The organism is Devosia epidermidihirudinis, from assembly GCF_000971295.1.
Lineage (GTDB): Bacteria > Pseudomonadota > Alphaproteobacteria > Rhizobiales > Devosiaceae > Devosia > Devosia epidermidihirudinis.
Window position 1 is genome coordinate 554674 of sequence record NZ_LANJ01000011.1, and the last position, 13645, is coordinate 568318.

Genomic DNA, 13645 nt, shown 5'->3' on the forward strand with positions numbered 1-13645 from the left:
ACCTCTCGCTTCGACAGGTTCAGGATGCCTTAGCCCTGATAGTAGTCGCGCACCAGTCGATCCAACAGGGCCACGCCAAATCCCGGAGCCCAGGAGGCGTTGACCTCGGACGTACCGGCGCCAAACGCGGTGCCCGCAATGTCGAGATGCGCCCATGGCACGTCGTTAACGAAGCGCTGCAGGAACTGGGCGGCGGTGATGGAGCCAGCAGGACGACCAACCGAATTGCGGATGTCAGCAAACTTGGATTCGATCAGCTTGTCGTAGGCGGCGCCCAACGGCATCCGCCAGAGCTTCTCGTTGGACGCGATGCCGGCATTGAGCAGGCGCTGGGCCAGCTCGTCATTGTTTGAGAAGAGGCCAGCATGTTCGTGGCCGAGCGCCACAACAATGGCTCCGGTGAGCGTCGCCAGATTGATCATGAACTTGGGCTTGAAGCGATCCTGCGTGTACCAGAGCGCGTCGGCCAGAACGAGGCGCCCCTCCGCATCGGTATTGATCACTTCGATCGTCGTGCCGCTCATCGCAGTGACGATATCACCCGGACGGACGGCATTACCGGAGGGCATGTTTTCAACGAGGCCGATGACGCCAACGACATTGACGGGCGCCTTGCGAGTGGCCAGCGCCTGAAGCAGACCGGTGACAGCAGCCGCGCCGCCCATGTCGCCTTTCATGTCTTCCATGCCTGCACCGGGCTTGAGCGAAATACCGCCGGTATCGAACACCACGCCCTTGCCGACAAAGGCCAGCGGCGCAACGCCGACATCGCCGCCATTCCACTGCATGACCACGAGGCGCGCCGGGCGGTCAGAGCCCTGGGCGACGCAGAGCAGCGAGCCCATGCCCAGCTTTTCGAGCGCCTCAGGCTCAAGGATTTCGACGGTGACGCCGAGATGGCGCAACTCGGCGGCACGATCGGCAAACTCGACAGGACCAAGCACGTTGGCAGGTTCATTGACCAGATCGCGGGCCAACAGCGTTCCATCAACCACCGCGCCACGATCTGCGATTGCGGTATCGACCGCTGCCGGATCGGCGACATGCAGGGTAATGGTGAGCGTGCCATTTGGCTCATCAGAACGAGACGTCTTGTACTTGTCGAACTTGTAGTGGCGCAGGCGCAGGCCAGCGGCCAACTCGGCAATGGCAACCGGTGTGGCCGCCGCATCATCAATTACGACCGAGACAGCCTCGGTCTGCGTGGCAGCGATCTTGGCGAGCAGCGAACCACCGCGATCGGTCCACGCATTGAGCGGTGTTGAAGCGTCGGTCTTGCCGCTGCCGAGGACGAGCACACGCGAGCCACCCTGCCCCAGAATATCGAGGGCCTGTCCCTGCTTACCCTTGAAAGCACCAGCAGATGCGGTCACCGCCCAATCGAGCCCGGTACCGGACCAGACAGGCGCAGCTGCGCCCGACGGCGCCTGGCCTTCAGCGGCATAGATGATGGTGAAGGCAGCTGGCGCGCTGGTGAGCGCCGCGGTCTGGATCGTCAGGGACTGGGACATGAAGGGCCTTGATGGGCAAAGGACGGCGCAAGGCGCCAGGAAAATGCGTGCAGCAACATTGAAGCCTTTGGCGCGCGCGTCAATCCCGCAACAGAGGCTGTTCGAATCCTTGTTCACATGCGAGTGCGCTTGTGCAGGCCATCGAACTGCCCCAAGGTCAGTCCATAGCAGACGGCCCAATTCGGCATAGTCAGGACAATACCAGCCTAACATGAGACGACTGACGCGCTATCTCTCTCGCCAGTTTGTGACGGACGCGGTGATCCTGTTCGCCGTGCTGTGCGTCTTGCTGTGGCTGGTCAATTGCCTGCGCTCGTTCGACGTGGTCTCGGTGAAGGGACAGGGCTTGCTGACGCTGGGCTATCAGGCCCTGCTGACCATGCCGACCCTGTCGCTACTGTTCTTCTACATCTGTATCGGCATTGGACTCGCCCGCGCCCTCAATGCGCTGCGCCTCAGCCATGAGCTGCATATCATCCACACCATCAACGGTCTGGGATCGCTTTTCCGTGCCGTCGGCGTGGTGACGGCGGTGGGCGTGGCTGCAGTGCTGCTGCTAACCAATTTCATCGAGCCCTACGCCAATAAGCGCCTCAATGATCTCAGCGCAAGCGTGGCGGCGGACCTGCTGAGTTCGGCGTTGAAGCCGCAGCGGTTTACCCAGGTGACGCCAGGCGTGACGGTGTGGATCGGCAATCGATCCGGCAGCGGCGAAATTCAGGAATTCTTCGCCGACGACCGCCGCGATCCCGAGACTCGCCGAACCTATATCGCGGACACGGCACGCGTCTCGTCCGACGGCGACAACTACGTGATCGAGCTGCGCAATGGCTCGCTGCAGTACACCCAGGCCTCGGGGCGGTTCTCGGAGATCACCTTCGGCCGGTACGATCTGAGCGTCGACCGGCTGACTGCCCCAGTCGGGGAAAACTACGGGCCGGAGACACAGGACAGCATCACGATCATTTCCGATATGCTGCAATCCGGAGACTGGCCGGCCTATAACGTCTCAGTGCTCGTCAACCGCATGACTGAAGGCGCGCGCGTTGTCGGCATCGCTTTGATCGTGTTGTGCATTTCTGGCTTCCCGAGCGGGCGCCGAACACGGTTCTCTGTGCCTATGGAGGCGGTGGTCATGCTGATCGCGTTCACCGAGCGCGGGCTAAGCTCTTATAGTCCCACCGGCCCGGCGACGGGCGCAGCGGTGATGATCCTGGTCGGACTTGGCGTCATTTGCTGGCGGGTTCGACCACGCCGCATACCTGAAGCGGTACCAGCATGACCCGGATCGACTGGCTCTTACTGCGCCGCCTCGGAAGCCGCATTGGCGTCACCCTGTTCATTTTCTACGGCATCATTGCGCTGGTGGAATCGCTCGACACCTGGCGCTTCAACTTCGTCGCCAGCAATCAGGGTACGCACATGGCCATCCTGATGGTGGCGATGAGCGGCGTGCGCTGGACCATCAAGACCCTCCCAGTCACGGTTTTGATGGGCGCGATCATTGGCATGATCGACCTCAAGGCCCGTCACGAACTGACGGTGATCAAGGCCAGCGGCATCTCGATATGGCGGGCCGTGCGGGCGCCGACCATTGCGCTGATCCTTGTGAGTTTTGCCATCGCGCTGGGTGCGGAGACGGTCAGCACGCAGATCAACCGCGAACTCAGCCCCGCCCCACCCGGCCAGGCAAACCTATCCATGCCCAATGGAGAAATCTGGCTGGAGCAACGCGGTGGGGATCAGCACTATGTTCTCAAGGCAAGCGGTATGCAGGCCGGTGGCTCTAAGCTGGGTGACGTGACGGTGTTCAACCTCACGCGATCAGGCCAACACCGGATTGAAGCGCCGGAAGCGCTCCTCGAAAATGGCGAATGGGTATTCCCAACCGCTATCGCGCTCAGCCCCGATTCTCCGCCCGCAACGCTGACGAACTATCGTCTGCCCACAACCTCTTCGCAGACCGAGATCGACCTAAAACTGACCTCGACCGACGACCTGACTTTTTTCGAGCTGGTGCAGCTGCTTCAAGCCGGTGTGGCCGATAGCAGCATCCGTTCCGCGGCGGCCATGCGCATGGTCAAACTGTTGGCACTTCCTCTTGTGCTAACCGGGTCGCTGTTCATTGCTTTTGCATTTACCGCAGGTTATCGAAGGTCATCTAATTATGGTCCTGCGGTACTCTATGGGATCGTGCTTGGGTTCGTTGTTTTCGTGATTACCGAGATGGCTGACCGGGCCGGGTCAACCGGCGTTCTCGACCCCACGTTTGCGGCAGTCGGACCTGCAGTCGTAGCAATCGTCATTGGCGTGACGTTGTTGCTATACAAGGAAGACGGGCGAACGTGACGAAGTCTTGGGGCGCAAAAATCAGGGCATCGCTTCGGCTGGCTTGCGCCAGCGCGACGCTTTGTCTGGTCGCTACCCCCGCGGTGTTTGCGCAAGGGCTCATTCCCGTAGATTTTTTCAACGCCCCGATTAACCCAAGTGCCCCGACAGCGGTTGAGGCGGCCACGCTTGCGTTCGACGCAAAAAGTAACGTCATCACCGCCACCGGCAATGTTGTTTTGAAGGCTGATGGCTACACGCTGAGTGGCAACAACCTGGTCTACAACCGGGTGACGCGCGACCTGCGCATGACCGGTAATGTCAGCGTACGTGATCCCTCCGGCAACGTCATGGAGTCGCAAGACCTCAACGTGACGGGCGGCCTCAAACAGGCGTTTATCAACGCCATGACCATCACCGCCTATGACGGATCGCGCATCACAGCGGACAGCGCCGACTACAGCCAGGCGCTGCAGACGCTGCTCAACAACGTAACCTACGCGCCCTGTGGCGAATGCGTTGATGCCAAAGGTCGGAAGATCGGCTGGTCGGTTCACGCAACGACAGGCACGAAAAACGAAGTCGACAATTCGGTAACGCTCGAGCAGCCAAGCTTGGCTTTGCTCGGTATTCCAGTTTTCTGGCTGCCCTATCTATGGCTACCGGACCTGAGCGCGAACACCGTCGCCTCGATTCAAATGCCGAACTTCTCGTACAGCGACAAAACCGGCGGACGGGCGGAGATCCCGATCACTGCCTATTCCAGCCGCTGGACAGATATCATACTGACGCCAACGCTGATGAGCCGCCAGGGCTTGCTGGTGGGGGCAGAATGGATCCAGCGCTTTGAGTTCGGCGCCATCCGCGTAAAAGCATCGGGCCTCTACCAGTTGGATCAAACTGCGTTTTCGTTTCCGGAAGCGCAGCGCGACTGGCGTGGTGCTATCCAGACATCAGGCGAGTTCACCCCTGCACAGGATTGGACTGTCGGCTGGAGCTACACGGCCTTCACCGATGCCGCGTATTTGCCGGATTACAACCTGACCGTCGGGAAATCCTCGGTCGACGAGATTTACGCCACGAACCTGACCAACAACACTTTCATCGACGCGCGCGTGCAGCACTTCAATCTGCTGGGCGACGTTTATGCGGCTGACCAGGAAAAGCAGGGCGAAACGTTGCCAACGGTGCGTTTCGATCACGTCGAAGAGCTGGCACCCGGTTTTGGTCGCATCGATATCAGCGCCAAACTACTGGGCGTCCAGCGCCAGCGCGACGCCACTAGCGTGGTCAATGGTGTCCCCTACTCTTTCGGCTACGCTGGCAACAAGCAGCATGCGAGTTTGCAGGCCGGATGGCAGAAGCAATGGATTGGCGCCGGCGGCTTTGTCGCGACGCCCTATCTCGGTGGCCGCGCCGACGTAGCCTATTACGATGGCAACAGCCCTGACCCCGTCGCGCCCGGCGAAACCACACTGTGGAGTGCAACCCCGATTGCCGCCATGGATGTACGTTTCCCGATGGCGGCAAATGACGGCTCAACCGTTCACCTCATCGAGCCTATCGGACAGCTGGTCTATCGTGGGTCGGGTAACACAGCTGTTGGCATCACCAACGACGACGCCCAGAGCTTTGTGTTCGATGACACAAATCTCTTCAGCTACAACCGCTTCAGCGGCAGCGATCGGCAGGAAACGGGCCTACGCGCCAATATTGGCGGCCGCTATCAGGCCAACTTCGCCAATGGCGGCTATGTCGAAGTGATTGCCGGACAATCCTTCCAGCTTGCCGGTGCAAATGCCTTCGCGGCTGCGGATCCGTCCAATACAGCTGTCGGCAGCGGCATGGACGTAGATGCGTCCTACGCCGTTCTCGGCGCCTATGGCTCGTTTGTTGAAGGCGTGAAATTTGGCGGCAAGCTGCAGATCGATACGGGCACGCCACGAGTTGCGCGCGCGGGCCTAGGCGCCAGCTTTGAAAGCAACGGCTATTCGGCTGTGCTGGACTACCGCTATATCGCCGATAGTGCTGCAGCTGGTGTGCCACAGGCGCAGCATGAAGCTGGCGCCGAAGTTGGCGTGCCGATTACCGAGTATTGGACCATTAAGGGCAGCGCCTATTGGGACCTTGCCACTAACAATATGTTGGAAGTGGGCGGCGGGCTTTTCTACGATGACGGATACTTGCGGTTTGGCGCATCTGCGGCCCGCACCGGCCCGACGCATACCACTGCAAATGACACGCGCTTTACTGGGACCATTCGTCTGCTCGCCCCAGCCGGACTAGACGTCGGCCATCAGTACTAAATTGTTACAGTCGAGCGGTCCGGATTTTGGCCGCATTCATCGAGCAATTGACAGCGTGCTTTTCCCGCCCCATGGAGAGCGGGCACATTAATCTGAGGCGGATAACAATGATGGCGAACGGTTTCTGGGGGCGCGCAACGAGCGCCATGATCGTAGGTGCTCTGCTGACTGTTGCCGCCGCCATGCCAGCTTTGGCACAGAGCGTTCGCGTCACTGTCAACGGCACGCCGATCACCGACATGCAGATCGCTGCCCGCGTGAAGCTGTTTGCCCTCGAAGGCAACAAGAGCGGCACCAAGGGTGCCACCGAGCAGCTCATCGATGAAGCGATCCAGATCGCCGAAGCCAAGCGCCTTGGCGTGACCGTTTCCAATGCACAGGTTGATGACGGCCTGCTGCAGGTGTCGCGCAATCTCAAAGTCAGCCAGGACAAGCTGGTCGGTATGCTGCAGCAGTCGGGCGTCAACGTTGAGACGCTCAAAGATCGCCTGCGCGCCGCCATCGCCTGGAACGCTGTGACCGAGCAGGCCATCATGCCGCAGGTCCAGGTTTCGGACCTTGAGCTGGACCAGAAGGCCGCAGGTCAGGTCGCGCCTTATCAGGGCTTTGACTATATCCTCAAGGAAATCATCTTCGTTGCTCCCGGTGGCCAGGGCGCCAGCGGGCGTACTGCACAGGCGAACCGTTACCGCACCAGCTTTGCGGGCTGCGACAGCGCTGTTGAGCTGTCCATGGGCTTCACCGACGCTGCCGTGATCGATGTCGGCCGTCGCCATGCGACCCAGTTGCCAGAAGCGATTGCCAAGGAACTGGCGAACCTCAATGTCGGCGGCATCACCAAGCCGCGTGTGATCGAGACTGGCGTGTCGATGCTGGCCATCTGCCAGAAGACGCAGGCGCAGGATCTGACCTTCATCAAGGGCGAGCTGCGGTCGCAGGCTGGCAATCAGGCGCTGACCGGCCAGGTGGCCAATTATCTGGCGAACCTGCGCAAGCAAGCCAAGATCATCTACAACTAATTGAAACGGCCCGCCTCGGCGGGCCGTCCTACTTCAGGGTTCCCGGGGGCCAAGATGGACAAGCCGCTGGCCATCAGCATGGGCGAGCCTGCGGGCGTTGGCCCGGATATCGTACTTGGGCTTTATGCCCGCCGCCATCAACTCAAGCTCCCGCCCTTCTGCGTCTTCGGAAATGCCGATTTCCTGCGCGCCCGTGCCAGGCGTCTCGGGCTGGCCTTTGACATCACCGAAGCGACACCTGCGCAGACCAACTCCCTGTTCGAGACTGCACTGCCTGCGGTGCCGGTTGATGGCGACGTCCCCGACACGCCGGGCGTGGCGTCAGTCGTGTCCGGTCCTGCTGTCATCAATGCCATTGCCGCTGCGGTTGCCGCCGCACTGGCGGGCGACTGCCGGGGGCTGGTAACAGGCCCGATCCACAAAGGCGTGCTATATCAGGCCGGGTTCACCCATCCGGGCCACACAGAGTTTCTGGCTGAGCTTTGCGCCGTGGATGGCAACGAGCCGCTGCCGGTGATGATGTTGGCGCATGGCGGCTTGCGGGCCATTCCCGTGACCATCCACGTCCCGATCCGCGACGTGCCGGAGCTACTGACCACAGAGCTGATCGTTGAGACCGTTCAGGTCGTGGCCCATGATTTGCGGCAGCGGTTTGGCATTGCCAATCCAACCATTGCCGTTGCTGGGCTCAACCCACATGCGGGCGAAGGCGGGGCCATTGGGCGCGAGGACATTGAGGTCATCGCACCGGCTATTGCACAGCTGAAAGCTGAGGGCATCAACGTGATTGGCCCCCTGCCCGCTGACACGCTGTTTTATCCGGTGTATTGGGCCAAGTACGACGCGGTGGTCGCTATGTATCACGACCAGGCACTGATCCCGATCAAAACGGTGGCGTTTGAAGACGCCGTCAATGTCACGCTGGGCCTGCCCATCGTGCGCACGTCGCCTGACCACGGCACGGCCTTCGATCTGGCCGGCACCGGAAAGGCATCACCCAGTAGTTTCCTTGCGGCCATCAGAATGGCCGACGCAATGACGGCAACGCCATGAGCCAAATAGATAACCTGCCTCCCCTGCGCGAAGTGATCGCCGAGCATGGCCTGCGCGCCAAAAAAGAGCTCGGCCAGAACTTCCTGCTCGATCTCAACCTGACATCGCGGATTGCCCGCGTAGGCGGCTCGCTGGAAGGCGTTCGCGTGATCGAGGTGGGGCCGGGGCCCGGCGGGCTGACACGGGCTCTGCTGGCCGAAGGCGCACGCGAGGTGATCGCCATCGAGCGCGACGCGCGGGCCCTGCCTGCCCTCGCCCAGATTTCAGAAGCCTATCCCGGGCGCCTGACAGTGATCGCTGGCGATGCCATGGAGATGGATTATCGCACGCTGGCCGACGGCCCGACGCGGATCATCGCCAACCTACCCTACAATATCGCGACGCCACTGCTGACCGGATGGCTGACGCTGGACCCGTGGCCATCGTTCTTTGAGAGTTTGACGCTGATGTTCCAGCGGGAAGTCGCGGAACGCATTTGCGCCAAGCCGGGTGAAGACCCGTATGGCCGCCTTGGCGTGCTGGCCGGATGGCGCACCGATGCACGGATCGCGTTCAACGTGGGGCGCCAGGCTTTTGTGCCACCACCCAACGTGACCTCGGCCGTCGTGCATCTGACGCCAAAGGCCGTCGATGGCACGGTGACGGTGAAAAACCTCGAGCACATCACCCGCGCAGCCTTCGGCCAGCGCCGCAAGATGGTGCGTCAGAGCCTCAAGGCTGCGGGCGTGCCCGTGGAAGGCCTGTTGGCTGCTGCTGATCTCAAGGGCGACGAGCGGGCCGAGGAGCTGTCGATTGACGCTTTCCTCGCCATGGCCCGTGCCCTGCCCGGTCTACGAACCCAGGGCCAATAAAAAAAGACCGCGTCCCAGGGGCGCGGTCCTAATGTCGCATTATCGAAGCTTCGGACGTCAGCTCAGGTTCTCAAAGAGAATCGATCTGGTCTTGCAAGCCTTTGACGAAATTATCCAATTCGATTTGGCGTGGCCGTGTGAGGCGCGCTGCAGCAAGGATCGAGCGGACCTTCTGGGTCGACGCTTCCAGATCATCATTGATGATGATGTAGTCGTATTCCGAATAGTGCTGCATCTCAATCTTGGCATTGCGCAGGCGCTTTTCGATAGTGCCGGCGCTGTCCTGTGCGCGGCGCTCAAGGCGGGCACGAAGCTCCTTGATGGTCGGCGGCAGGATGAACACCGTGACCATGTCCGGTCGGCTCTTTTCATAGAGCTGCAGGGTGCCCTGATAGTCGACGTCAAACAGGATGTCGTTGCCGGCAGCCAGCTGCTCTTCGACCTTGGCGCGCGGGGTGCCATAGAAATTGTCGTGGACCTGCGCCCATTCGAGCAGCTCACCATCAGTCTTCATGCGGTTAAAGGTCGGCACGTCGACGAAGTAGTAGTGCGTGCCTTCGACTTCGTCGGTGCGGCGCTGACGCGTGGTGACCGAAACCGACAGGCGGATATTGGGGTCCTGCCCAAACAGCGACCGCGAAATGGACGACTTGCCTGCGCCCGAAGGCGAAGCGATCACCAGCATGACGCCGCGGCGTTGAGTGTCCATCGTGAGCCCCTATTCGATGTTCTGAACTTGCTCGCGTAATTGATCGATCGTCGCCTTCAGGTCAAGACCGATGGAGGTTAGCTCCACCGCATTGGCCTTGCTGCACAGCGTATTGGCCTCGCGGTTGAACTCCTGCGCAAGAAAATCGAGCCGACGGCCAACGGCGCCACCGCCCTTGATCAGCTGACGGGCGCTGGCGATGTGCGCGGTCAGACGGTCCAGCTCTTCGCGGATATCGGCCTTGGTAGCCAGCAGCAGTGCTTCCTGCAACAGGCGATCATCAGCAATAGCGATATCGGCAGCAATGTCGGCCACCTGCTGGCGCAAGCGCGCAAGAATGGTCTCGCGGCTACGGGCTGGATGGACCTCTGCGCGGGCAACCAGTGCTTCGATCGCATCGAGCTGCCCCAGCAACACCGTAGCGATCTGCGCCCCCTCCTGGCGGCGGGAGGCGCCCAGCTGGGTCAGTGCCTGACCGGCACAGCTCAGGATGGCAGCAACCAGCTGTTCCTCGGCCTCAGGCGACAGTGGATGATCATGCTGGTCAAGCACGCCGCGCAGACCCAGAATTCCGTCGAGACTTGGCGGGGAGGCGTCAATGCGGGTCGACAGATCGGCGATGGCAGCCAATACGGTATCGAGCGCCTGCTTGTTGACGACGAGTTCGCCGCCTGCCCCATCGCGATCCACGCTCAGATTGAACGTGATGGAGCCACGTGCAGCAGCCTTGCCGATCAGCTGGCGGATATCGCCTTCAAGCGCATCCATCCCCGGCGCAAGGCGCAGGCGAATGTCCAGACCACGGCCATTGACCGATTTGACCTCACAGACGAACGACGCTCCCGGCACGTTACCCGCAGCGCGGGCATAGCCGGTCATGGACGCAAGAGAAACGCTCACTGCGCTGCCGGCGCGTCGCCGGTCTCCGCTGCCTGCTCGTCTTCCAGCGCCTGACGTGCTGCCTCGGCGTCAGCTTCGGCCTGTGCAGCGGCTTCCGCAGCGATGCGGCGATACTGCGCGACGTTGGCCTGATGCTCTTTGTAGGTCACGGCAAAGACGTGGCCCTCGCGAGGCGTGGCCCCCTTGGCAACAAAATAGAGGTAATCGTGGCTATCGGGATTGGCGACAGCCTCCATGGCCTCGATGCCCGGATTGGCAATCGGCGTCGGGGGTAGACCGTCGATCTGATAGGTGTTGTAGGGCGTCTTGGCTTCGATCTCGGAGCGGCGCAGGCCACGGCCGAGCGTCGACTGGCCCATGGTGATGCCATAGATGATGGTCGGATCGGACTGCAGGCGCATCTTCTCGCGCAGGCGATTAACGAAGACGGCGGCCACTTCGGGGCGTTCCGAGGCGATGCCGGTTTCCTTTTCGACGATCGATGCCAGCACCAAGAGCTGCTCGGGGGACTGGATGGGCAGATCAGCCTGACGGTTGCTCCAGACCTTGGAGAGCGCATCGACCATGGCCATCTGCATCTTCACAACGACAGACTGGCGCGTGTCCCCAGGCATGTAGTCATAGCTGCCTGGCAGGAGCGAGCCTTCGGGCGGCACAGTGGTGACTTCGCCAACCAGATTGCTATCGGCATTGATGCGCTGCAGCGCTTCCCACGAGGTCCAGCCTTCGGGGATCGTCACCGCGTAGCGGATCGGGTTGCCTTCAGAGAGTTCCTTGAGGATGTCGGCCATGCTGGAGCCAGCGGCAATCTTGAAATCGCCCGCCTTGAGCTGCGACGCGCGCTCAAGAGCGCGACCACCAAGTTGGAATACATAGCGATTGCTGATGAGGCCCTGCTCTTCGAGGCGCTGGGACACTGTGCTGAGGCCGGAGCCCGATTCGACACGGAACGTGGTTTCCTGCTGCAGAGGGCCGTCGCCGTAAAAGGTCGACGCGCCATAGAGAAAAATACCACCCACTACGAGCAACCCGATGACCAAAAGGGTCAGGAAGCCGTTGAGGATATCAACAAAACCGTTGCTGGAACGGCGGCGCTGACGCTTCGGCTTACGATCGTTCATCGTGCTGGGTCACCCTAGAAGTCAGTGCACATTTGCGCGTGCATCTGGTCGTAACATCTCTTGCAGGCCACCCGAACCGGTCGCCGCGCGCATTGTTCTCATGCAGAGGGGCAAAAACAAGGGGGCACGCCGCGTTTGTGACGCGATGTGCCCCCGTTGAATGTTGAAAAAAGGTCAGCTGACCTTGCGCATCACCAGGGTCGCATTGGTGCCGCCGAAGCCGAAGCTGTTGGACAGCGCCACGTTGATCTCTTTCTTGAGCGCCACTTTGGGCACCAGATTGATCACCGTATCGACCGATGGGTTGTCCAGGTTCAGTGTGGGCGGAGCAACGCTGTCGCGCATGGCGAGCAGGCAGAAGATCGCTTCCACAGAACCGGCAGCACCCAACAGGTGGCCAATGGCAGACTTGGTCGAGCTCATAACGGCCTTGGGGGCCGCGTCACCGAGCACACGGGTCACCGCACCGAGTTCGATTTCATCACCCAGTGGCGTCGAGGTGCCGTGGGCGTTGATGTAGTCGATATCGGACGCGCTGATGCCAGCACGCTTGATGGCCGCAGACATGGCGCGGAAACCGCCATCGCCATCAGGCGACGGAGCCGTGATGTGATAGGCATCGCCGGACAGGCCATAACCAACCACTTCGCCATAAATCTTGGCGCCACGCGCCTTGGCACGCTCGTAATCTTCGAGAACGACGATACCGGCGCCCTCGCCCATGACGAAACCATCGCGGTCCTTGTCGTAAGGACGCGAGGCCGCTTCTGGATTGTCATTGAAGCCGGTCGACAGGGCACGGGCAGCGGCAAAGCCAGCCAGAGCCAGACGGTTGACGCAGCTTTCAGCACCACCAGCGATCATCACGTCGGCATCGCCGAGTGCGATCAGGCGGGCCGCATCGCCAATGGCGTGCGCACCGGTTGAGCAAGCGGTGACGACCGAGTGGTTCGGACCCTTGAGGCCAAACCGGATCGACACATAGCCCGATGCCAGATTGATAAGACGGCCCGGAATGAAGAACGGGCTGATGCGGCGTGGACCCTTTTCGTGCAACGTGACGGAGGCATCATAGATGCCGCCGACGCCGCCAATGCCCGAGCCGATCAGAACGCCTGTACGCTCTGCATCTTCCTGGGTCTTGGGCTCCACGCCCGCATCATCAATAGCCTGCTTGGAAGCCGCCATCGCATACACGATGAACGGGTCGACCTTGCGCTGTTCCTTGGTGTCCATCCACTCATCAGGATTGTACTTGCCATCGGCATAATCACCGAGTGGCAAGCGCTGAGCGATCTGGCAGGCGATATCATCGACCTGGAAGTCGTCGATGCGTTTGGCGCCACTCTTACCGGCCAGGATATTGGCCCAGGTAGCTTCAACTCCGCAACCGAGGGGGGTAACGAGACCCAGCCCGGTGACGACAACTCGGCGTAGTTCCATGATCCGCCCTCTGCCGGCTATTAGCCGACAGCCTTGGTGAGGAAGGAGACTGCGTCGCCGAAAGTCTGAATGCCTTCAGCAGCGTCGTCTGGGATCTCGACCGAGAATTCTTCTTCGAAAGCCATCACCAGCTCAACCTGATCGAGCGAGTCAGCGCCCAGATCGTCGATGAAGCTAGCCTTTTCGACAACCTTCTCGGCATCCACATTGAGGTGTTCCACAACGATCTTGCGGACCCGATCAGCGACATCGCTCATATTAGACTTCCTTTTTTCGAAATCGAGGTTTCGTTTCGCTTCTTATTGGCGCAGTGCCAAATCTTCAAGCACCGTTATTGGCCGACTTCGGCCGAATGTAAGCGCCCTTTCTGGCTCCCGCAAGCGGTGGCCAGGGCAGACAGCGGG

At 60.9% G+C, this 13645-nt stretch carries 12 protein-coding genes; 6 read left to right on the forward strand and 6 right to left on the reverse strand.

All coding sequences use genetic code 11. The features are described 5' to 3' along the window. Positions 1–29: 29 nt before the first annotated feature. Positions 30–1511, reverse strand: a complete 1482-nt coding sequence (locus WH87_RS05915) for a leucyl aminopeptidase (RefSeq protein WP_046138092.1) — start codon at positions 1509–1511, stop codon at positions 30–32. A gap of 211 nt (positions 1512–1722) precedes the next feature. On the opposite strand from WH87_RS05915, the gene WH87_RS05920 reads away from it, so the two are divergent. The 6 genes from WH87_RS05920 to rsmA all read left to right on the forward strand — a co-directional run bounded on the left by WH87_RS05920 (position 1723) and on the right by rsmA (position 9068). After that, positions 1723–2793: an LptF/LptG family permease gene (locus WH87_RS05920; protein ID WP_046138091.1), complete on the forward strand. Its 1071-nt coding sequence runs from the start codon at positions 1723–1725 to the stop codon at positions 2791–2793. Continuing rightward, the gene (locus WH87_RS05925; RefSeq protein WP_046138090.1) at positions 2790–3860 is read left to right on the forward strand and encodes an LptF/LptG family permease; all 1071 of its coding nucleotides are present in this window, start codon (positions 2790–2792) and stop codon (positions 3858–3860) included. Before WH87_RS05920 ends, WH87_RS05925 begins: the two co-directional genes overlap by 4 nt. Continuing rightward, a complete protein-coding gene (locus WH87_RS05930; protein ID WP_156458118.1) occupies positions 3857–6145 on the forward strand; it encodes an LPS-assembly protein LptD in 2289 nt (762 codons plus the stop codon). Before WH87_RS05925 ends, WH87_RS05930 begins: the two co-directional genes overlap by 4 nt. A gap of 107 nt (positions 6146–6252) precedes the next feature. Next, entirely contained in the window at positions 6253–7164 is a 912-nt protein-coding gene (locus tag WH87_RS05935) for a peptidylprolyl isomerase (protein ID WP_046138088.1), read from the forward strand. 54 nt (positions 7165–7218) lie between these two features. Next, a complete protein-coding gene (pdxA, locus tag WH87_RS05940) occupies positions 7219–8217 on the forward strand; it encodes a 4-hydroxythreonine-4-phosphate dehydrogenase PdxA (RefSeq protein WP_046138087.1) in 999 nt (332 codons plus the stop codon). Next, positions 8214–9068, forward strand: coding sequence for a 16S rRNA (adenine(1518)-N(6)/adenine(1519)-N(6))-dimethyltransferase RsmA (rsmA, locus tag WH87_RS05945; RefSeq protein ID WP_046138086.1), 855 nt, complete (start codon positions 8214–8216; stop codon positions 9066–9068). Before pdxA ends, rsmA begins: the two co-directional genes overlap by 4 nt. 70 nt (positions 9069–9138) lie before the next feature. On the opposite strand, the gene gmk is transcribed toward rsmA, so the two are convergent. From gmk to WH87_RS05970, 5 genes are all read right to left on the reverse strand, one after another. Further along, positions 9139–9777, reverse strand: a complete 639-nt coding sequence (gene gmk / locus WH87_RS05950) for a guanylate kinase (protein WP_046138085.1) — start codon at positions 9775–9777, stop codon at positions 9139–9141. 9 nt (positions 9778–9786) lie between these two features. Continuing rightward, on the reverse strand, positions 9787–10677 hold the full coding sequence (locus WH87_RS05955) for a YicC/YloC family endoribonuclease (protein ID WP_245622306.1): 891 nt from the start codon (positions 10675–10677) through the stop codon (positions 9787–9789). After that, positions 10674–11798 (reverse strand): endolytic transglycosylase MltG, encoded by a 1125-nt coding sequence (gene mltG / locus WH87_RS05960; RefSeq protein ID WP_046138083.1) that lies wholly within the window; start codon positions 11796–11798, stop codon positions 10674–10676. The genes WH87_RS05955 and mltG overlap by 4 nt, the downstream gene beginning before the upstream one ends. Positions 11799–11972: 174 nt before the next feature. Continuing rightward, positions 11973–13241 (reverse strand): beta-ketoacyl-ACP synthase II, encoded by a 1269-nt coding sequence (fabF, locus tag WH87_RS05965; protein WP_046138082.1) that lies wholly within the window; start codon positions 13239–13241, stop codon positions 11973–11975. A 20-nt stretch (positions 13242–13261) separates the two neighbouring features. Continuing rightward, positions 13262–13498: an acyl carrier protein gene (locus WH87_RS05970; protein ID WP_046138081.1), complete on the reverse strand. Its 237-nt coding sequence runs from the start codon at positions 13496–13498 to the stop codon at positions 13262–13264. Between the last annotated feature and the right edge of the window lie 147 nt (positions 13499–13645).